We start from the raw sequence: 20,248 nt of genomic DNA, 5'->3' as shown, positions 1-20,248 counted from the left end.
GGATCCGCCGACCCGGCTCGCCTCCCGTCGGTCCGCGCCACCTGTGCTGTCATACCACCGCTCCCGTCCGACCGGGCCAACTCGGCCGTCATGCCACTGCTCCCGTCGGCTGCGCCGCCACCGGCCCCGGCCGGCCGGGCTGGTGGCCCGTCAGGTGCAGGAATGCCTCGTCGAGGGTCGGCCGACGCAGCCCGACGTCCTCGACCGCGATGCCGGCGTCGCGCAGCGCCCTCATGACGTCGCCGAGCGCCGCGACCCGGTCCACTACCGGTGCGCTGAGCTGACGGATCTCGGCATCCACCGCCACCGGACCGGCGGCGGAACGCTCGACGATCCCGGCGGCGCCGCCCAACTGCGCCGCCTCCCGGACCACCACCTCGATCCGGTCCGCCCCGATCCGCGCCTTCAGCTCGGCCGAGGTGCCCTCCGCGACCACCCGCCCGGCGTCGATCACCAGGATCCGGTCGGCGAGTTGGTCCGCCTCCTCCAGGTACTGGGTGCTGAGCAGCACGGTGGTACCGTCCGCCACCATCTCCCGCACCGCCGCCCAGAGCTGGTTGCGGCTGCGCGGGTCCAGCCCGGTGGTCGGCTCGTCGAGGAAGAGGACCCGAGGCGTCATGATCAGACTGGCCGCCAGGTCCAGCCGGCGGCGCATCCCGCCGGAGTACTCCGCCGCCGACCTTGCCGCCGAGCCGGTCAGTCCGAACTGCTCCAGCAACTCGTCCGCCCGGCGCCGGGCGGCCCGGGCCGACAGGTGGTGCAACCGACCGAAAAGGATCAGGTTCTGCCGCCCGCTGAGCACCTCGTCGACCGCCGCGTACTGGCCGGTCAGCCCGATCACCCTGCGGACCTGCTCGGGCTCGCGAACCACGTCGTAGCCGGCTACCCGCGCCCGGCCGGCGTCGAAGCGCAGCAGTGTGCAGAGGATCCGGACCGCGGTGGTCTTGCCGGCGCCGTTCGGGCCGAGCAGGCCGCAGACCGTCCCGGCCGGCACGTTCAGGTCGAATCCGTCGAGGGCTGGGGTCGGGCCGTACCGCTTGCGCAGTCCCTCGGCCACGACCGCTGTCGTCTCCGTTGTCATGCCCCGACAATCGCCGGGCGCACTGACCGATCACGCACCGACCGCTGACCGCCGTTTCGCCCGTCACGCACCGACCGCTGACCGCCGCCCCGACCGCCCGGTCACCGGACCGGGGCGCGGTTCGCCCCGCAGCAGACCAGGCCACCGCCAGCAGGCTCAGCCACCGCCAGCAGGCTCAGCCACCGCCAGCAGGCTCAGCCCGCCTCCAGAAGAGCGAGCGCCTCCTGCCGGGTCAGCGCCGCGCCCCGGGCCAGCGCCCGCCGGTACGCCGGATCGCCGAGCCGGCGCCGGGTCGCGGCGCTGACCCGCGCGGCGTCGATCGCTCCCCTGCTGCCGGGCTGCAACGCCGCTATCGCGCCGAGCAGCAGGGCGGCGCGCTCGACGTTCCCGTCGCGCAGCACCGGCCCGACCAGGCCGTCGACCGCGATCGTGAGGGTGGAGAACTCCCAGAGACTCGTCGCCGCGCCCAGTACCTGACGGAACCGGGTGCGGGCCGCGATCGCGTCACCGGTCAGGGCCGCGATCCGGCCGAGGGCGACGAGGATGGCGAGCCGGATCCCCTCCGCCCCGAACCACCCGGTCGGGCACTCCGTCAGCGCCTGCTCGCAGAGCCGTCGGGCCCCGGCGAGGTCGCCCCGGTGCCGGGCGATCTCGCCGAGCCCCAGATGGGCTGCGGCGAGCAGTTCCGGCGCGCCGGCCGGCATCGCCAGCTGCACCACCCGCCGGTAGTCGTCACCCGCCCCGGCCAGGTCACCGACGCCGAGCCGGCCGTCCCCCCGGGTACGCAACAGCTCGGCCATGTCGAGCACCGAACCGAGTTCGTCGGCCAGCCGCAGCGCCTCGTCGACCAGTTCCGGGTGTGCCCGGTCGCCGCGCCGATAGACCAGCTCGGTCATGCTCGTCAGCGCCAGAATCGTCCCCCAGCGCTCGCCGATGTTCCGGAAACCCGCCAGCGCCTCGTCGAACCTGACCTGCGCGGCGTCGTACCGGCCCCCGATCATTCCGATCAGCCCGAGGCCGAGCGCCGTCAGCGCCCGGCTCCATGGATCGACGCCGAACACCTCGGCCCGGGTTTCCATCATGGACACCAGGGATTCCGGCGGCTCGGTCGGGGGGCCGTTGGCGACGCCGGAGAGATAGAGCAGGAACGGCTGCCGGGGCGGCCGGGGCAGGTTCCACAGGATCGCGCCGGCCGGTGCGAGACCATGCGGGCCCGAGCCATAGCCGCCGAGCGAGGCGTGCAGCAGGCAGAGCGCGTACTCCTCGGAGAGGCCGGGTGGGGGCGTACCGCCGAACCGTTCGACGAGCCGGCCGGCGAGCGCGGCCCCCTCCCCGCGCAGGCCGCGCAGCCACCAGTAGAACGACAGGGCGGCGACCAGCTCCAACGCCGTACCGGGGTCGGCGCCGGCCGCCGCCCGGTGCAGCGCGACGTGCAGGTCGTCGCGGTCGGCGTCCAGCCGGCGCAGCCACTCCAGTTGTTCCGCACCCCGCAGCCGGTGGTCGGCGGTGCGGGCCAACTCCAGGAAGTACGCCGCATGCGCCCGCCGCAGTTGCTCCGCCTCGCCCGCCTCGGCCAACCGTTCCGCACCGAACGCCCGCACCGTCTCCAGCATCCGGAACCGCCCGTCGGCCGCCTCCACCAGGGACTTTTCCACCAGGCCGGAGAGCACGTCGAGAATGGGCACGTCGGAACGGTCCACATCCGGCGTGCCGCAGACCTGCTCGACGGCGTCGAGCGTGGCGCCACCGGCGAAGACCGTCAACCGGCGCGCCAACCGCTGCTCGGCCTCGTCCAGCAGATCCCAGCTCCACTGCACCACCGCCCGTAGCGTCTGGTGCCGGGGCTCGGCGGTCCGGCTACCCCGGTTCAGCAGCCGGAACCGGTCGTCGAGCCGGGCCGCCACCTCCGGCACCGGCAGCGCGCGGAGCCGGGCCGCCGCCAGCTCGATCGCGAGCGGCAGCCCGTCGAGGGTCCGGCAGATCCGCAGTACGGCCGCGAGGTTGTCGCGGCCGAGGGCGAACCCCGGCGAGACGTCCCCGGCCCGCTCGACGAAGAGCCGGACGGCGGCGTACGCCGGTGCCGTGCCGGCGGTCGCCTCTGCTGGCGGCAGCGCCAGTCCGGAGACCGGGCAGAGCGTCTCGCCGGTGAGCCCGAGCGGCTCCCTGCTGGTGACCAGTACCCGCACCTTCGGGCAGGTCCGGAGCAGCCGCGCGACGAGCCGGGCGGCGTCGGCCACCAGGTGCTCGCAGTTGTCCAGCACCAGCAGCAGACTCCGGTCGGCGAGCGCCGTGACCAGCCGGTCGGCGGCGTCCCGGGGGCCGCCCTGCGCCCGTAGCGCGGCGTCCCGCAGGTGCAGCGCGGCCAGCACCGCGGAGGCGATGTCGGCACCGGCGGCCACGGCCGCGAGTTCGACCAGGCGGATCTCGCCCGGCTGCCGGGCGGCCGCCTCGATCGCCAACCGGGTCTTGCCGGCACCACCGGGACCGTGCAGGGTCACCAGCCGCACCTCACCGAGCAGCTTGCCGACCCGGCCCAGCTCCTCCTCCCGCCCCACGAAGCTGCTCACCTGCGCCGGCAGCCCGCCGCCGGCCGGTAAGGAAGGGCCCCCGCTTATCGTTTTCTGTTGTAGCGGGGGCCCTTCCTTACCGGCGTCGCGGAGCAGGGCGACGTGTAGCGCGGCGAGCTCGGCGGAGGGGTCGCTGCCGAGCTGTTCGGCGAGGAGGCGCCGGGCCTCCTCGAAGCTGGCCAGCGCCTCGGCCCGCCGACCCCCGGCGTACAGGGCGCGCATCAGCTGGCCGCGCAGTCGCTCCCGCAGCGGATACGCCGCCACCAGCTCCCGCAGCTCAGCCACTGACGGCCCGGCGCCGCCCAGCTCGGACGCTCCCGCGCCACCCAGCTCGGACGCTCCCGCGCCCCCCGGGCCGGAGAGTCCCGCGCCCCCCGGGCCGGAGAGTCCCGCGCCCGCCAGCTCGAGTTCCGCCTCGACACGCTCCTCGACGGCGGTCAGCCGCAGTTCGTCGAGGCGGATCGCCTGGGCTCGGGCGAAGGGCGCCTCCCGGACGTCCGCCAACGGTTCGCCGCGCCACAACCGGAGCGCCGCACCCAGCAGCTCGACGCCGTGTCGCCGGTCGCCACCGGCCAGCGCGCGGCGCCCCTCGGCCACCAGCCGGGTGAACCGGTGCAGGTCGACGTCCTCGGGATCGACCGCAATCCGGTAGCCCGCCGGATGGAACTCCACCAGCGGCTCGACCCTGCCGCCCTCGGCGAGCATCTGGCGCAGCCGGGAGATCTGCGACTGCAGGGCGTTGTCGGCCCGGCCCGGCGGATCGTCGCCGTAGAGACCGTCGATCAACCGGTCGGCCGAGACCGTCCGGCCGGCGTCGAGGAGCAGCAGCACCAGCAGGGCACGCAGGCGGGGACCGCCGACGGGAAGTCGCCGGCCGTCGATCGCGTACGCCTCGGTCGCGCCCAGGATGCCGAACCGCATGCCGTCGATTGTCGCCCAGCCGGGGTTCGGCGATCGGCAGCCGCTACCGAGCGTGAGTTTTGCGTTTCCTGCGCTCTTTTCGATTGCTATGGCTAGCTTTGGAGGCGTTCGCCGAACTTGCGCGCAGGGAGGCCGTGACCGTGGACGCCGAGGTCAGCATCCGGGTGGACGGGACGGCCCATCGGGTCGTCGTCGACACCCGGACCACGCTGCTGGACGCCCTCCGTGAGCGGCTGGGCAACACCAGCCCGAAAAAGGGCTGCGACCACGGCCAGTGCGGCGCCTGCACCATCCTGCTGGACGGTCGACGGGTGAACAGCTGCCTCGCCCTCGCGGTGGCGCACGACGGCGCCGAGATCGTCACCGCGGCCGGACTCGCGCCCGACGGCGACCTGCACCCGATGCAGCGCTGCTTCATCCAGTACGACGCCTTCCAGTGCGGGTACTGCACGCCCGGGCAGATCGTCTCGGCGGTGGCGATGCTCCGCGAGGCCGAGGCGGGCTGGCCCAGCGCGGTCACCCCGGTCGGGGCGGTGCCCGACGACGGGGGCGGGGGTGCCGGCGGAAGCGATGGCGGGGAGCGGCGGAGTCTGGACGCCGACGAGATCCGGGAACGGATGAGCGGCAACCTCTGCCGCTGCGCCGCGTACGCCAACATGGTGCCCGCGATCCTGGAACTGGCCCGGCGATGAAGCCGTTCCGGTACACCCGCTCCGAGAACGTCTCCCGCGCTGTCGCGCTGCTCGCCGAGGCGCCGAACGGTGCGTACCTCGGCGGCGGGACCAACCTGGTGGACCTGATGAAGCTCGAGGTGGCCACCCCCGACCTGCTGGTGGACGTACGCCGGCTCACCTCCGACCGGGTCGAGGAGGCGCCCGGGGGCGGCATCCTGATCGGCGCCGCCACCCCCAACAGCGACCTGGCCGCGCATCCGCTGCTCCGGCGCGGCTATCCGGTGCTCTCCCAGGCGCTGCTCTCCGGCGCCTCCGGGCAGCTGCGCAACCTGGCGACCGCCGGCGGAAACCTGCTGCAACGCACCCGCTGCGTCTACTTCCAGGACGTCACCACGCCCTGCAACAAGCGGGAGCCCGGCACCGGCTGCTCGGCGATCGAGGGGTACCACCGCGAACTCGCCATCCTCGGCACCTCGCCGGAGTGCGTCGCCACCCATCCGTCGGACTTCGCGGTCGCGCTGGCCGCGCTGGACGCCACCGTGCACACGGAGGGTCCGGGCGGCGGGCGACGCATCCCGCTGACCGAGCTGCACCGGTTGCCGGGCGGCGCTCCGGACCGGGACACCGTGTTGGAGCACGGCGAACTGATCACCGCGATCGAGGTGCCCCCGTTGGCCTTCGCCACCCGGTCGCGCTACCGCAAGGTACGCGACCGGGCGTCGTACGCGTTCGCACTGGTCTCGGTGGCCGCGGCGATCGACGTGGCCGACGGTACGGTCCGGGACGTGCGGATCGCGCTCGGCGGTGTGGCGCACAAGCCGTGGCGAGCCAGCCGGGCCGAGGAACTGTTGCGGGGCGGCCCGGCCCGGGAGGAGCTGTTCCGGGCGGCCGCCGAGGCGGAACTCGCCGAAGCCCGGCCGCTGCCGGAGAACGCCTTCAAGGTGCCGCTGGCCCGCAACACGGTCACCCGCACCCTGCTCGACCTGGTCGACGGCCCCGCCTGACTCCGCCCAGGCGACTCAGGGCCCGGCCGGCCAGGGCCGGCGGTGCGGGTAGGTTGATCTGGAACGTCGCACCGACCCGCGCCAGCGGGCCGCACCCGCACCGCAGGAGATCAGCCATATGACCACAGAGCCCACCGTGCCCACCCGCCGCCTGGCGAACGGCGCCCAGATCCCGCAGCTCGGCTTCGGCACCTGGCCGCTCGACAACGACGAGGCCGAGCGGGCCGTTGCCGAGGCGATCGGGATCGGCTACCGGCTCGTCGACACCGCCTACAGGTACGGCAACGAGGTCGGCGTCGGCCGTGGCCTGCGCGCCTCCGGGGTGCCCCGGGAGGAGCTCTTCGTCACCAGCAAGCTCAACGGCGAGTGGCACGGCCGGGACAGGGTCCAGGAGGCGTTCCGGGACAGCGTCGACAAGCTCGGCCTCGACTACCTCGACCTCTATCTGATCCACTGGCCGATGCCGTGGCAGGACCGGTACGTCGACGCCTTCCTCGGCCTCACCGACCTGCTCCGGGACGGCCGGGTACGCGCCATCGGCCTCTCCAACTTCAAACCCGCGCACATCGACCGGATCCGCGCCGCGACCGACGTGACGCCGGACGTCAACCAGATCCAGTTGGACCCGAGCCTGACCCGGGACGCCGCCCGGGCCTACCACCGGGAGCACGGGATCGCGACCCAGTCCTGGGGCCCGATCGGGCATGGCGGCGAGCTGCTCGGCCAGCCCGTGGTGACCGACCTCGCCGACCGGTACGGCCGCACCCCCGCGCAGGTCGTCCTGCGCTGGCACCTGGAGCTGGAGCTCATCCCGATTCCGAAGACCGCCAACCCGGCGCGGATGAAGAGCAACATCGACGTCTTCGACTTCACGCTCACCCCCGAGGAGGTCGCCGCGCTCTCCGCGCTCGACCGGGGCGAGGAGGCCGCCGTCGACTCCGAGACGGAGGGGCACTGACGCGGGCCCTACGGCAGCTCCATCGTCTCGGCGGCGGCGATCTCGGAGAGCGCGGCGGCGAGGTAGTCGCCGGCCGCTCCGCCGGTGACGGCGAGCAGGTCGGCGACGAGCAGCGGCGCGTGTCGGGCCACCGCCGCCGGCTCGGCCGGCGGTGCCTGCTCCGCCATCTCGTGTACGCCGAGTGCCCCGGTCAGCAGCATCGCCAGGGTCCCGACGTCCAGCCCTGGCAACCAGCCGGCGTTGGCCCGGGCGCAGCGGACGAGTACCGCCTGCACGTCCTCGCCGGCCAGCCCGTCGGGATGGGCCTGCTCCAGCAGCAGCCGCAGCACCGTGCCGAGGACCCGCCCGACCTGCTCGGCCGGGAGCAGGGCCAGCTCGGCGGCGGCGGAGTCGAGCGCGTCGCGATCCTGTGCGCGGGCCGCCTCCACGGCGCGGAGAGTGGCCGACGTGATGGCCCGGGGTACCGGTGGGGTCATCGGCACATTCAACCGGACGCGTCCGCGCCGGCCCGGCACACCCCGCACCCGGCACCCGGCACCCGGCACGGCTACGGTCGGTCGCCCCTCGCACGCCGGCACGGCTACGGGTCGGTCGCCCCTCGTCCGTGTTGGCTAGGGTGCGGCTGTGCCGCCGCCTGCACGTTGGCGTGTGCACATTGGCGTGGGTGCGGCTCAGTCACCGCCTGCACGTTGGCGTGGATGCGGCTCAGTCACCGGTCAGCAGCTGGTCGAAGGTGCTCGTGAGCCGGAACGGGTCGGCGACCTCGACCGGCCCGCGCCGGGCGACCTGCCCGGCGAGTTCCCGGGCGGCCCGCTCGATCCGGCCGCGCAGGCTGCCCTGCGCGGCGCCACCGGCCCAGTCCTCCGGCGCGGCGAAGACCGAGGTCGGCATCACCACCGCGCGCAGATAGCTGAACATCGGCCGGAGGGCGTGTTCGAGGGCGAGGGAGTGCCTGGCGGTGCCGCCGGTGGCGCCGATCAGGACCGGCCGGTCGCCCAGGGCGTCGTCCCCGAGCAGGTCGAAGAACGACTTGAACAACCCGCTGTACGAGGCGTTGAAGATCGGCGACACCACGATCAGCCCGTCGGCACCGGAGACGACGTCGATAACCTGCTTCAGCGCCGTCGGCGGAAAGCCGGTGAGCAGATGGTTCACGATGTCGTGCCCGTGGTCGCGCAGCTCGACCGGCTCGGTGCGGACCGGCACGCCCCGGCGCTCGAGTTCGACGCCGGTGGCCGCGGCGAGCTGGTCGGCGAGGAGCCTGGTGGACGACGGCACCCGCAGGCCCGCCGAGATGACCGCGAGGGTGCGCTCCGTCATCGGGTGGCCCCCGCCTCGGCGCCGGCGCCCGCCCCGGCCTTCGCCGCCGCGTCCCGCTCCGCCCTCATCGAGGCGTGCGTCGGCGCCTCCGGTACGTGTGCGGGGCGCCGCGCGGCGAACTCCTCGCGCAGCACCGGTACGACCTCCTCGCCGAGGATGTCGAGCTGCTCCAGCACCGTCTTCAGCGGCAGCCCGGCGTGGTCGACCAGGAAGAGCTGGCGCTGGTAGTCGCCGACGTACTCCCGGAAGGTCAGGGTCCGGTCGATCACCTGCTGCGGGCTGCCGACGGTCAGCGGGGTCTCCCGCACGAAGTCCTCCAGGGCCGGGCCGTGCCCGTAGACCGGTGCGTTGTCGAAGTAGGGCCGGAACTCGGTCACCGCGTCCTGCGAGTTGCGCCGCATGAACACCTGCCCGCCGAGGCCGACGATGGCCCGGTCGGCGGAGCCGTGGCCGTAGTACTCGAAGCGCTGCCGGTAGAGGCCCACCATTCGCTGGGTGTGCTCCTTCGGCCAGAAGATGTGGTTGGCGAAGAACCCGTCGCCGTAGTACGCGGCCTGCTCGGCGATCTCCGGGCTGCGGATCGAGCCGTGCCAGACGAACGGTGGGATCCCGTCCAGCGGCCGGGGCGTCGAGGTGAACGACTGCAACGGCGTGCGGAACTTCCCCTGCCAGTCGACGACATCCTCCCGCCAGAGCCGGCGCAGCAGGTCGTAGTTGTTGATCGCCAGCGGGATGCCGTTGCGGATGTCCTGCCCGAACCACGGGTAGACCGGTCCGGTGTTGCCTCGCCCCATCATCAGGTCGACCCGGCCGTCTGCCAGGTGCTGCAACATCGCGTAGTCCTCGGCGATCTTCACCGGGTCGTTGGTGGTGATCAACGTGGTCGCGGTGGAGAGCAGCAGCCGGCTGGTCCGCGCCGCGACGAACCCGAGCATCGTGGTGGGCGAGGAGGGCACGAATGGCGGGTTGTGGTGCTCGCCGGTGGCGAAGACGTCCAGTCCGACCTCCTCCGCCTTGAGCGCGATGGCCACCATGGCCTTGATCCGCTCGGCCTCGGTGGGCACCCGCCCGTTGGTCGGATCCGGAGTCACGTCACCGACGCTGAAGATCCCGAACTGCATCGCCCGCTCCCGTCCTCGTTCTCCGGCGCCAACTCCCGGATCGACTCGCACAACATACTTGCCGAGTCAAGTATTCCGCGTACTTGCCGAGTCAACTATTCGCTGCCGGACGCGCCCGCGTGCCAGGCGGGTTACTGTCGGTGATCCTGGCCATGCCGGTACGTCGGGGGTGCGCGGGACGCGGCGGATACGTTATTCATGTCGGGTGGCGGCTGACAGAGCACGACAGGAGGACCCGGCGCGGAGCGGCGCGCCGGGCGACGACGCCGCGACGCACCCATGGGTACGCCCCGGGCCCGGCCCGCAGGGGCGGCGCCGGGACCTCTTTCTGGGCTTCTCGATGGCTGCGCTCGCCCTGCTCAGTGTGGTGCTCTCCAACAGCATGGGCAGTTTCCCGCTCGGCCCGCCGCCACCCTGGCCCGAGCAGTTGGCCTGGGCGGTGGCGGTGGGACTGCCACTGATCTGGCGGCGTACCCATCCGGAGATCAGCACCAGCGTGCTCGCCGCGATCTTCATCGCCGCCCAGCTCCGGCACTCGCCCGAGACCATGGTCTCCTCCGCGAGTCTCTTCATCGCCGTCTACAGCCTCGGCGCGTGGGGGCGCGACCGCCGGCTCGCCGCCCGGATCAGGATCGGCGTCATCGCCGCGATGTTCACCTGGCTGGCGATCGCGGTGGGGCTCACCATCGCCTCGCAACAGTCGGAGTTTCCGGGGGCGGCGGGACCGATCTCCCCGCTGTTCGCCGCCGCGGTCGCCACCGTCCTCCTCAACGGCGCCTACTTCCTCCTCGCCTACCTGCTCGGCAACCGCACCTGGACCTCCGCGCTGCGCCAGCACGAGCTGGAGGTGCAGGCCGAGGAGCTGCGCCGGTCCCGGGCCGAGAACGCCGAGCGGGCGGTGAACCAGGAGCGGGTACGCATCGCCCGCGAGCTGCACGACGTCGTCGCCCACCACGTCTCGGTGATGGGCGTGCAGGCCAGCGCCAGCCGGCGGGTGATGGACAAGGATCCGGCAACGGCGAAGACCGCCCTCGCCGCCGTGGAGCAGAGCGCCCGGACCGCCGTCGACGAACTGCGCCGGATGCTCGGGGTGCTCCGCAACGCGGGAGCCACCGACGGGGCACTCGGCTACGGACTGGAGCAGGTCAACAGCCTGCTCCAGGGCGCCCGGGACGCCGGACTCGCCGTCGAGTACACCGTCTACGGTACCCCGGTGCCGGTGCCGGAGTCGGTCTCCCAGGCCGGCTACCGGATCGTGCAGGAGGCGATGACGAACACGATCAAGCACGCCCGGGCCAGCGCGGTCGACATCCGGATCCGGTACCTGCGCCGGGAGGTCGAGGTGGAGGTCACCGACGACGGCCGGAGCGTGCCGTTCTCCGTCCCGGCCCGGTCCCCCGCCGGGCTCGGCCTGATCGGCATGCGGGAGCGGGTCGCCGCGCACGACGGCAGCCTGGAGGTGGGTGCCCGGGCCGGCGGCGGTTTCCGGGTTCGGGCCCGCTTCCCGATCACCCAGGCGGGCGCCGCCAGCGACACCCGCCTACCGGGGGTGCCGGCGTGACGGGGCGGATCCGGGTCCTTCTCGCCGACGACCAGCAGCTCGTCCGGGCCGGCCTGCGGATCATCCTGGAGACGGAGGACGACGTCGAGGTGGTCGGCGAGGCGGCGGACGGCCGGCGGGCCGTCGAGCTGGCCGTGGCCGAGCGACCCGACGTCGTACTCCTGGACGTGGAGATGCCGCACCTGGACGGGTTGGCGGCGACCCGGCAGATCGTCGCGGCCAGCGGCTCGGCCGGGCCGGCGGTGCTGATCCTGACCACCTTCGACCGGGACGACTACCTCTTCGCCGCCCTCCGGGCCGGGGCCAGCGGGTTCCTGCTGAAGAACGGTTCCCCGGAGGAACTGGTCGAGGCGGTGCGGATCCTCGCCCGGGGCGACGCCCTGCTGGCCCCGCAGCTCACCCGGCGGGTGATCGCCACCTTCACCGCCGCCGCCACGGCGGCGGCCGGAGCACCCGATCCCGCCACCGCCGGCCCCGACGAGCTCGACCGACGCCGGCTCGCCGAGCTGACCGAGCGGGAACGGGAGGTGTTGGTCCAGCTCGCCGGGGGCGCCTCCAACGCCGAGATCGCGCAGCGGCTGGTACTCGGCGAGGCCACCGTGAAGACCCACGTCTCCCGGGTACTGATGAAACTCGGCCTGCGCGACCGTACCCAGGCGGTTGTCTTCGCGTACGAGCACGGCGTGGTGACCCCCGGCGGTGCCGGCGGCTGACCGGCTCCGCAGGCACCACGCACCCCACGCCGGCCGGCTCCGGCGGCGTGGCCTGGCGTGGCCTGGCGTGACCGAAGTCGATCATCCTTGCGGTTCCGCCGCACGGCGGACGCCGCCGCGCCGCGGGCGAACTAACCTCGACCCCGCCGGGCAGGGTGCCCGGGTGGTGCGGGACACGGTGGAGGAGGGCGGATGCTGCGCGTCGCGTCGGTCGATCGGTCGTTCGGCGACCGGAGAGTGCTCGACGACATCTCGTTCGAGGTGGCACCGGGCCGGATGACCGGATTCGTCGGTGCCAACGGCGCCGGCAAGACCACCGCGATGCGGATCATCCTCGGCCTGCTCTCCGCCGACTCCGGCACGGTGAGCTGGAACGGCGGGCCGATCACCCGGGCCGTGCGGCAGCGCTTCGGATACATGCCGGAGGAACGCGGCCTGTACCCCAAGATGAAGGTCCGGGAACAGCTCGTCTACCTCGGCCGGCTCTACGGGCTGACGGCGCCGGCCGCCAGGCGCAGCGTCGACGAACTCCTCGACCGGGTCGGCCTGGCGGAGCGGGCCGACGACCCCGTGGAGAAACTCTCCCTCGGCAACCAGCAGCGGGCCCAGATCGCGGCCGCGCTGGTGCACGACCCCGAGGTGCTGGTCCTGGACGAGCCGTTCTCCGGGCTCGACCCGATCGCCGTCGAGGTGGTCGCCGGGGTGCTGCGGGAGCGGGCCGGGAGAGGTGCGCCGGTACTCTTCTCCAGCCACCAGCTCGACGTGGTGGAACGGCTCTGCGACGACCTGGTGATCATCGCCGCCGGCGCGGTACGCGCGGTCGGCAGCCGCACCGAGTTGCGTACCAGACACGCCACCCCGCGCTACGAACTCGTCCTCGACGGCGACGCCGGCTGGATCCGCGACCTGCCCGGCATCTCCGTCGTGGACCTCGACGGGGCGCGGGTCGTGATCGACCTCGCCGATCCCGCCGACGACCAGACGGTGCTGCGGGCGGCGCTCGCCCGTGGCCCGGTACGCGCCTTCGCCCCGGTCGTCCCCTCGCTCGCCGAAATCTTCCGGGAGGTCACCCAGTGACGACGCTCGCCCCGCCCCGCACCCCGCCGCAGGCCGGGCCGGCCGGCAGCACCTCGCTCTGGGCCTCGACCAGGCTGGTCGCCGGCCGGGAAATCATGGTCAAGCTGCACGACCGGACGTTCCTGATCAGCACCGTCATCTTCCTGCTGATCGCGGTCGCCGGCACGGTCCTGCCGGCGATCTTCGGCGGCAGCGGCTCGACGGCGGTCGCCGTGGTCGGCTCCGGCGACGCCGCCACCACACTGGAACAGGCCGGCATGGAGGTGGTGCGCGCCACCGACCCCGGGCAGGCCGAGCAACTGGTCCGGGACGGCGAGGTCGAGGCGGCCGTGGTGCCGGGCGACGGCGCCGCCGGCATCCGGGTGCTGGCGATGGAGCGTGCGCCGAACTCCGTGCTCCGGGCGCTGAGCACCGCTCCCCCGGTGCAGTTGCTCGACCCCGACGCGCTGAGCCCGGCGCTGTCCTTCCTGGTGCCGGCGTCCTTCGCGATGGTCTTCTTCTTCGTCTCCATCGCCTTCGGCGTGCAGATCGCGCAGAGCGTCACGGAGGAGAAGCAGACCCGCATCGTGGAGATCCTCGTGACCGCCGTGCCGGTCCGGGCCCTGCTCGCCGGCAAGGTGCTCGGCAACGGCGCCCTCGCCCTCGGCCAGGTGGTGCTGCTCGCGGTGATCGCGGTGGCCTCGATGCAGGTCGCCGGGAGCGACACCCGGCTGCTGGGCCAGCTCGCCCCGGCGATCGCCTGGTTCGTCCCGTTCTTCGTCGTCGGCTTCGTGCTGGTGGCGTCGATGTGGGCGGTGACCGGAGCGCTGGTGAGCCGGCAGGAGGACATCGGCGGAGCCTCCACCCCGGCCCAGTTGGTGATCATGGCACCGTTCTTCCTGGTGATCTTCTTCAACGAGAAACCGGCGGTGATGACGCTGCTCTCCTACATCCCGTTCTCGTCGCCGACCGCGATGCCACTGCGGCTCTTCTCCGGTGACGCCGCCGGCTGGGAGCCGATCCCGGCGCTACTGATCCTGGTCGGGGCCGCCGCGCTCTTCCTGGCGCTGGCCGCCCGACTCTACGAGGGGTCGCTACTGCGCACCAACGGCAAGACCACGCTGCGGGCCGCCTGGCGGGAACGCGAGACGCGGATCTCCTGACCCGCCTCGCGGCGAACCTCAGGATCGTTCGGCAGCAAGGCCGGAGCAGCGTTTCGCCGAGGCGATCCGGTCCTCGATCCGCTGCCGGGCCGCCCCGGCGACGAGTACCGGCTGCCCGGTACGGGAGACCGTGCCGGGCAGGAACTCGTTGCGGATGACCGTACGGCCCCGGACCGTCAACCGGAGCACGCCGGAGTCGGTGCTCTTCGAGTCGCCGTACCAGAGGAAGTTGCCGAGCCCGTAGTGCACGTAGGTCCGGCCGAGCCAGCCGTCGGCGAGCAGGGTGTGCGCGTGCGTACCGAGCACGATGTCGGCGCCGGCCCGCGCCATCCGGTTGGCGAAGCTCCTCATCTCGCCGCTCGGGCAGGAACTGCCCTCGACCCCCCAGTGCATGAAGACGATCACGAGATCGGCCCGGCTCCGGGCGGCCCGGACGGCGGCGGTGGCCCGGTCGGCGTCGAACGCCATCGCCACCCCGGGCCGGGTAGCGGTCGGCTTCCACTGCGCCGCCAGCTCGTGCACCTGCGACATGCCGAGAACGGCGACCCGGACGCCGCGCACCGTGGTCAGCCAGGGCGCGTACGCGGCATCGGCGTTACGGCCCGCGCCGAAGACCGGGAACTCCGCCCTTGCCGCCGCGTCGAGCGTGTCCCGGAGTCCCACCGGCCCGTAGTCGAGTACGTGGTTGTTGGCGATCGACGCGGCGTCCACCCCGGCGGCGTGCAGGGCCGCGTACGCGCTCTCCGGTGCCCGGAAGCGAAACCGTTTGGGCTGCGGGGTGCCCCGCCCGGTCACCGCCGTCTCCAGGTTCAGCAGGGTCAGGTCGGCGTCCCGCAACGTCGGTGTGATCCGGCCGAACGCGCTCTCCGGATCGTCCAGCAACCGCAGCGTACGACCGGTGAAGTGGACGTCACCGGCGAACGCGAGGCGCAGCTCCACCGGTGCGGCCGGAGTCACCGACCCGCCCGCCGGCGCGCTGGGCGTCGGGGACGCCGCAGTGGTCGGAGACCCCGCAGCGGTCGACTGTGCGGCGTCCGGCTCCGACGAACAGCCGCCCAGCAGGGCCGCGCCGGCCAGCAGGGCCATGCCGGCCAGCAGGGCCATGCCGGCCGTCACGCCCGCCAACGCCACCCGCCACGCCCGCGCACCGCTGCTCTCCACCCGCCGAAGGCTACGCGCCCACAGGTGTAAGGAAGGGCCCCCGCATATCGTTTTCTGTTGTAAAAGGGCCCCCGCCTTACACGCCGAGCCGGGCGAGCAGGTCGAGCTGGCGGGGGTCCTGCAATGCGGAACCGACCGCGACCACCCGGCAGCCGGCGGCGAGGAAGGTCGGGGCGTTGTCGGCGTCGATGCCGCCGGTGCCGACGAACCTCACCGTGGGAAAGGGGGCGAGTTGGGCCCGGATCCAGCCGACGCCGAGGTCGCCGGCCGGGAACGCCTTCAGCCAGGTGTGTCCGGCACGCAGCGCCCGGCCGATCTCGGAGGAGGTGGCGACCCCGGGCAGGTGGGCGAGGCCGAGCTGGGCGCACTCGGCTGCCACCTCCGGGTCGTAGCCGGGAGCGACGGTGAAGACGGCGCCGGCCTCGTACACGGTGTGGACCTGCTCCGGGGTGACCACCGTGCCGGCGCCGACGGGCCGGTCGCGGTCCCGACCGGCCGCGATCACCGCGCGCAGCGAGGGAAGGGCGTCCGGGCTCTGCACCGGTACCTCGACCGCCTCGATGCCGGCGTCCCAGGCCCGCTCGCAGAGTTCCACCGTCCGGTCGGGGTCGAGGCCGCGCAGGATGGCCATCACCGGGCGGCCGGTGAAGAGGTCGTCGAAGTAGGCGGTCGACGGGTTGGGCATGGTGGTTCCTTCCCTTCATGGTCGGTGCGCCCTTCACGGTCGGTCGGTACGCCCTTCACGGTCGGTCGGTACGCCCTTCACGGTCGGTCAGTGCGCCCTTCACGGTCGGTCAGTGCGCCCTTCACGGTCGGTCAGTGCGCCCTTCACGGTCGGTCAGTGCGCCCTTCACGGTCGGTCAGTGCGCCCTTCACGGTCGGTCAGTGCGCCCTTCACGGTCGGTCGGTACGCCTTTCAGGGTCGGTGCTGCCCGCTCGGGCCGGTGGCCGGGGAGCCGCCGGTCCAGCCGAGGTCCCGGGAGATCGCGGCGCAGGTCTCGGTCAGTTCCGGCAGGAGGTCGCGGAGCCGTTCCAGCGGGGTGGCGGCACGCAGCGCGGTGAGCGAGACGGCGCCGGCGACCCGGCCCCGGGCGTCCCGGACCGGTACGGCGACGCAGGCGACAAAGTCCTCGAACTCGCCGTCGTCCTCGGCCCAGCCCCGCTCCGCGATCCGGGCCAGCTCGGTGCGGAACGCGGCCGGGTCGGTGATCGAGGTTTCGGTGTGCCGGGGGTACCTGAGCCGGGCCAGGATGCGCTCCCGGGTCGACTCCTCGAGGTGGGCCAGGATCGCCTTGCCCACCCCGGAGGTGTGCGGGTCGACCGGCTGGCCGACCCGGGAGCGCATCCGCAGCGCTCCTCGGCCCTCCACCTTGGTCACATAGACGATCTCGTCCTCGACCATCTGGGCGAGGTGCACGGTGTGGCCGTACCGGTCGCCGAGCCGGAGCAGGTGCGGGTGCGCGACCGGGTGCAGGTCGAGCTGCTCGACGGCGTGCTGTGCGATCGCCACCATCCGGAACCCGACGGTGTACCGGCCGTCGACCGGCCGGGCGAAGCCGCCGCGTTCGAGGGTCTGCACCAGGCGCAGGGCGGTCGACCGGTGCACGCCGAGATCGGCGGCGATCTCGCCCAGCGAGTGCGGACGCTGGGCGAAGAGTTCGATGATGCGCAGCGCGCGCTCGACGGTCTGGGACATCGGTCGTCGCTCCCGAGTCAGCCCTTGGCGGCGGCGCTACCGCCGGCGGCCGTGGCGGCGGAGGGACCGGCGGCGTGCCAGGAGTCGGGGGTGATCTCCAGCGCGGCGCAGATCGCCGGCACCGGGGGCAGGGCGGCGAAGTCCGAGACCGAGCCGAGCGCGGCACCGGCGACCAGGTGCCCGAGCCGCAGCCGGGCGGTCTGGTCGAGGCCGCGTAGCGCGCCGGAGAGCCAGCCGGCCGCGAAGGCGTCGCCGGCACCGACCGGCTCCACCACCTCGACCGGGCGGGCCGGCTCGACGGTGACGCTGTCAGCGGTGTAGGTGACCGCCTCCACCGCACCGTTCTTCACCACCAGGGCCCCCGGACGGTCCAGGAGGGCGCGGACCTGCTCCGGGGTGGTGACGTCCCAGAGCCGCGCCGCCTCGTCCAGCCCGACGAAGACCACGTCGGCGGCCTGGGCCAGCCGGAGCAGTTCGGTCGCGGCGGCGGACCGGTCGGACCAGAGCGCCGGCCGGTGGTTCACGTCGAAGGAGACAAGTCCTCGCCCCGCCGGCCGGATGCTGACCAGGTGATCGACGAGGGCGCGGCAACTGCCGGAGAGTGCCGGGGTCACGCCGCTGAGGTGCAGGACGGTCGCCGGCACCGCGTCGATCCGGTCGGCGTACTCCGGGTCCATGCCGGCGGCGGCGGAACCGCGTCGGTAGTAGTAGACCCGCGTGCCGTCCGGACCGGGATCCTTGAGGTAGACGGCGGTCGGCCGGGCCTGGTCCACCTCGACCAGTGAGGTGTCCACCCCGGTCCCCCGGACCTGTTCGACGACCAGGTCACCGAGCGGATCGGCGCCGACCCGGCCGGCCCAGCCGACCCGGTGCCCGAGTGCGGCGAGAAACATCGCGACGTTCGACTCGGCGCCACCGGCCCGCAGCACGAAGGTCGACTCGGCGTCCAGCCGGCCGCCGGGGGTCGGCGTCACCATCACCATCGTCTCGCCGACGCAGAGCGCGTCGAGCCATCCTGCCGGCCAGTCGGTCGGCTGGCCGGCCCGCTCGCCGTCGACGGCACCGATCGGGATCACACGTCTCCCATCTGGTGCACATGTTGCACCACGTGCTCGATATCTGCACCACCCGTTGACGGACGACACCCTACGCCAGGGCGGTCAGTCGTGATCGGGGGCACCGGTGACGTGGTGGTCGGCGGCGTAGAGGACCTCGGCGACCAGCCGGCGGACATGGCCGCCTCGCGCCCGGTAGAGCGCACGCCGCCCGTCCCGCCGCACCCCCACCAGGCCGGCCAGTAGCAGCTTGGCGAGGTGTTGCGACACCGCCGGCCGCGCGGCACCGACGGCCAGGGCGAGGCTGCCCACGTCGTACTCGCCGTCCCGGAGCAGCCAGAGCAGGCGCAGCCGGGTCGGCTCGGCGAGCATCCGCAGCGCGGTCACCGCCGCGTCGATCTGGGCGCCCGTGGGCAGGTCCGGGCCGTTACCGGCGGAGGTCGAGTCGTCGGGTACGTACACGGGCACCTAGTCTGGCGCCGGCCGCCGCCCCCGTCCACCGCGTCCGCCCGGGGCGAATGCGGTACGCACGCGTCACGCCTCGCGCACGTACGTCCCGCGCTGAGGCAGCGTCACGACCAGTCCGCGTTCCCGAAGCAGCGCCACGGCCGACCGCACGGTCCCCCGCGCCACCCCGTATTCCTGCCGGAGCTGCGTCTCGCTGGGCAGCAACTGCCCCGCCGCCGGTTCGCCGTCCTGGGGCCGCTTCGTCAGCAGATCCGCGAGTTGCACGTAGAGCGGGGTCGGCGACATGGGGTTGATCATGCTGACAAACGCCGCCGCCGAGTGACCGCCGCCCGAGTGACCGCCGCCCGAGTGACCGCCGCCCGAGTGACCGCCGCCCGAGTGACCGCCGCCGAGTGATCCGCGGGACTCGCCGGTCAGGCCGAGGCGTCCAGCGGGGCGAGCCAGCGGAGGTGACCGTCGACCCGGAGCAGCGGCACGACCACGTCGACGTCCGGGCCGTGCATCGCCAACTCGCCTCGCGGATCGGCGACGTGCCCCCGATGCGGCGCCGCCGGTGGCTCCTGCCAGACGTGATAGAGCGGGCCGCCGTCGCCGATCGAGTCGATCGCCCGGTCGAACTCGGCGCGCCGGTCGGCCGGCACGTGCATCCGGGTCGCCGCGTGGAAGACCACTCTCGGCTCGCCGGCCGGCAGGTGCCGGCCCAGCTCCGGGCAGACCTCGACCGCGTCACCGGCGATCATGACCGGCGGCTCCGCCGCCACCGCATCGAGCGCGGCCTCCAGCAACCTTGCCGCGTCCCGGTTCTCGGGCCAGACCAGCGCGCGCAGCCAGCGTCGGTCGCGCTCGTCGGCGACGTCGACCGGGTGCAGGTCCACGCCGGTCCGGCTGGCGATCGCGGGTACGTCATCCAGGTCCGGCAACGGCAACCGGCCCAACCACCGGCTGTCGAGCGTGATAGCGGCGTCGGAGGGTCCGAAGACCTGCTCGCCGAGCAGATACCGGTAGCGGTCGACGTAGAGGTGGATACCGGCGCTGGCGCCGACCTCGACCAGGTGCACCGGTCCGGGGCACCGCTGCCCGACCGCCCAGAGTGCGTACCGCAGCGCGACCGCCCGGCGTACGACGTTGGTCTGCACCAGTCGGCCGCGGACGAGCCGACCGAGCTCGGCCCGGAAGCGGTGACAGAAATCCCGGAAAACCGGCCCGGCACCGGCCGGGTCTGCGGCCGCCGGACCTACCAGTGACGGATAGAATTCCCGCACGGGGTGCTCCGCCCCGCCGAGCAACAGATAGTGTGCGGCCCCGAAGAACAGATACGACGCCTGCTGTCCCAGCCGCCGGCCGGCCAGCATTTCCAGCGTCGGCCGATCCCCTGCCACCACCGGGCAGAGCGCCCGGTAGAGCGGGGAGGTGGTGAAGGTCTTCGGCGCGTCCCGGAAGTGTCCCGCGAGTTCGTCGATTTCCCGCGCCGTCGCCATCCCCCAAGTATCCGAACCGAAGTGGGCCGAGGTCCGGTGTGCGACGGGCGCGGCGGGTGTGAGCTGAGGCACCTCTTGATCAACCGGGAATGCCCGGCAGCGCAAGCGGTTGGAGGCAGATGTGATCTCCGCTGTCCGCGCCCGGATCTCCGGTCGCCGTGTCCAGAACACCGATCGCCAGGCGGTCGCACCATACGACCGCCAGGCGGCCTCGCCGTATGACCGCCAGGCGGTCGCACCATATCTCTACC

General features: G+C 73.2%; 19 protein-coding genes. 7 read left to right on the top strand and 12 right to left on the bottom strand.

The window, feature by feature from the left end:
- Positions 1 to 88: 88 nt before the first annotated feature.
- The gene (locus tag ACN28C_RS19930; protein WP_422769043.1) at positions 89 to 1,081 is read right to left on the bottom strand and encodes an ATP-binding cassette domain-containing protein; all 993 of its coding nucleotides are present in this window, start codon (positions 1,079 to 1,081) and stop codon (positions 89 to 91) included.
- Positions 1,082 to 1,275: 194 nt separating this feature from the next.
- Positions 1,276 to 4,569, bottom strand: a complete 3,294-nt coding sequence (locus ACN28C_RS19925) for an AfsR/SARP family transcriptional regulator (RefSeq protein WP_422769042.1) — start codon at positions 4,567 to 4,569, stop codon at positions 1,276 to 1,278.
- 140 nt (positions 4,570 to 4,709) lie between these two features.
- Here ACN28C_RS19925 and ACN28C_RS19920 point away from each other — a divergent pair, with 140 nt between their 5' ends.
- The 3 genes from ACN28C_RS19920 to ACN28C_RS19910 all read left to right on the top strand — a co-directional run bounded on the left by ACN28C_RS19920 (position 4,710) and on the right by ACN28C_RS19910 (position 7,205).
- Positions 4,710 to 5,261, top strand: a complete 552-nt coding sequence (locus tag ACN28C_RS19920; RefSeq protein WP_422774744.1) for a 2Fe-2S iron-sulfur cluster-binding protein — start codon at positions 4,710 to 4,712, stop codon at positions 5,259 to 5,261.
- Positions 5,258 to 6,247 carry an FAD binding domain-containing protein gene (locus ACN28C_RS19915; protein ID WP_422769041.1) on the top strand — a complete coding sequence of 330 codons (990 nt, stop codon included), beginning with the start codon at positions 5,258 to 5,260 and terminating at the stop codon, positions 6,245 to 6,247. Before ACN28C_RS19920 ends, ACN28C_RS19915 begins: the two co-directional genes overlap by 4 nt.
- Positions 6,248 to 6,365: 118 nt before the next feature.
- Positions 6,366 to 7,205 (top strand): aldo/keto reductase, encoded by an 840-nt coding sequence (locus ACN28C_RS19910; protein WP_422769040.1) that lies wholly within the window; start codon positions 6,366 to 6,368, stop codon positions 7,203 to 7,205.
- Positions 7,206 to 7,213: 8 nt separating this feature from the next.
- Here the strand turns inward: ACN28C_RS19910 and ACN28C_RS19905 are convergent, their stop codons facing one another.
- The 3 genes from ACN28C_RS19905 to ACN28C_RS19895 all read right to left on the bottom strand — a co-directional run bounded on the left by ACN28C_RS19905 (position 7,214) and on the right by ACN28C_RS19895 (position 9,646).
- Positions 7,214 to 7,681: a hypothetical protein gene (locus ACN28C_RS19905; RefSeq protein WP_422769039.1), complete on the bottom strand. Its 468-nt coding sequence runs from the start codon at positions 7,679 to 7,681 to the stop codon at positions 7,214 to 7,216.
- Between the two features lie 229 nt (positions 7,682 to 7,910).
- Positions 7,911 to 8,525: an FMN reductase gene (locus ACN28C_RS19900; protein WP_422769038.1), complete on the bottom strand. Its 615-nt coding sequence runs from the start codon at positions 8,523 to 8,525 to the stop codon at positions 7,911 to 7,913.
- On the bottom strand, positions 8,522 to 9,646 hold the full coding sequence (locus ACN28C_RS19895; protein ID WP_422769037.1) for an LLM class flavin-dependent oxidoreductase: 1,125 nt from the start codon (positions 9,644 to 9,646) through the stop codon (positions 8,522 to 8,524). The genes ACN28C_RS19900 and ACN28C_RS19895 overlap by 4 nt, the downstream gene beginning before the upstream one ends.
- Before the next feature lie 205 nt (positions 9,647 to 9,851).
- Between ACN28C_RS19895 and ACN28C_RS19890 the strand changes: the two genes are divergently transcribed.
- The 4 genes from ACN28C_RS19890 (at position 9,852) to ACN28C_RS19875 (ending at position 14,139) form a co-directional block, all read left to right on the top strand.
- Positions 9,852 to 11,207 (top strand): sensor histidine kinase, encoded by a 1,356-nt coding sequence (locus ACN28C_RS19890; RefSeq protein ID WP_422769036.1) that lies wholly within the window; start codon positions 9,852 to 9,854, stop codon positions 11,205 to 11,207.
- On the top strand, positions 11,204 to 11,920 hold the full coding sequence (locus tag ACN28C_RS19885; RefSeq protein ID WP_422769035.1) for a response regulator: 717 nt from the start codon (positions 11,204 to 11,206) through the stop codon (positions 11,918 to 11,920). Before ACN28C_RS19890 ends, ACN28C_RS19885 begins: the two co-directional genes overlap by 4 nt.
- A 192-nt stretch (positions 11,921 to 12,112) precedes the next feature.
- Complete coding sequence (locus ACN28C_RS19880) at positions 12,113 to 12,997, top strand: ABC transporter ATP-binding protein (protein WP_422769034.1); 885 nt, start codon at positions 12,113 to 12,115, stop codon at positions 12,995 to 12,997.
- A 95-nt stretch (positions 12,998 to 13,092) separates the two neighbouring features.
- Positions 13,093 to 14,139: an ABC transporter permease gene (locus ACN28C_RS19875; protein ID WP_422774743.1), complete on the top strand. Its 1,047-nt coding sequence runs from the start codon at positions 13,093 to 13,095 to the stop codon at positions 14,137 to 14,139.
- Between the two features lie 18 nt (positions 14,140 to 14,157).
- Here ACN28C_RS19875 and ACN28C_RS19870 read toward each other — a convergent pair whose 3' ends face one another.
- The 7 genes from ACN28C_RS19870 to ACN28C_RS19840 form a co-directional block, all read right to left on the bottom strand.
- A complete protein-coding gene (locus ACN28C_RS19870) occupies positions 14,158 to 15,300 on the bottom strand; it encodes a CapA family protein (protein WP_422769033.1) in 1,143 nt (380 codons plus the stop codon).
- 76 nt (positions 15,301 to 15,376) lie between these two features.
- Positions 15,377 to 15,985, bottom strand: coding sequence for a bifunctional 4-hydroxy-2-oxoglutarate aldolase/2-dehydro-3-deoxy-phosphogluconate aldolase (locus ACN28C_RS19865; RefSeq protein ID WP_422769032.1), 609 nt, complete (start codon positions 15,983 to 15,985; stop codon positions 15,377 to 15,379).
- Positions 15,986 to 16,216: 231 nt separating this feature from the next.
- Positions 16,217 to 16,996, bottom strand: coding sequence for an IclR family transcriptional regulator (locus ACN28C_RS19860; RefSeq protein ID WP_422769031.1), 780 nt, complete (start codon positions 16,994 to 16,996; stop codon positions 16,217 to 16,219).
- Between the two features lie 17 nt (positions 16,997 to 17,013).
- Positions 17,014 to 18,072: a sugar kinase gene (locus tag ACN28C_RS19855; RefSeq protein WP_422769030.1), complete on the bottom strand. Its 1,059-nt coding sequence runs from the start codon at positions 18,070 to 18,072 to the stop codon at positions 17,014 to 17,016.
- An 84-nt stretch (positions 18,073 to 18,156) separates the two neighbouring features.
- On the bottom strand, positions 18,157 to 18,513 hold the full coding sequence (locus ACN28C_RS19850) for an ArsR/SmtB family transcription factor (RefSeq protein ID WP_421493392.1): 357 nt from the start codon (positions 18,511 to 18,513) through the stop codon (positions 18,157 to 18,159).
- 72 nt (positions 18,514 to 18,585) lie between these two features.
- Positions 18,586 to 18,804, bottom strand: a complete 219-nt coding sequence (locus tag ACN28C_RS19845) for a GntR family transcriptional regulator (protein ID WP_422769029.1) — start codon at positions 18,802 to 18,804, stop codon at positions 18,586 to 18,588.
- 128 nt (positions 18,805 to 18,932) lie between these two features.
- Positions 18,933 to 19,997: a DUF2332 domain-containing protein gene (locus ACN28C_RS19840; protein ID WP_422769028.1), complete on the bottom strand. Its 1,065-nt coding sequence runs from the start codon at positions 19,995 to 19,997 to the stop codon at positions 18,933 to 18,935.
- Positions 19,998 to 20,248: the final 251 nt, after the last annotated feature.

The organism is Plantactinospora sp. WMMC1484, assembly GCF_049315195.1.
Taxonomy (GTDB): domain Bacteria; phylum Actinomycetota; class Actinomycetes; order Mycobacteriales; family Micromonosporaceae; genus Plantactinospora.
This window is presented reverse-complemented; position numbering and strand designations above follow the sequence as displayed.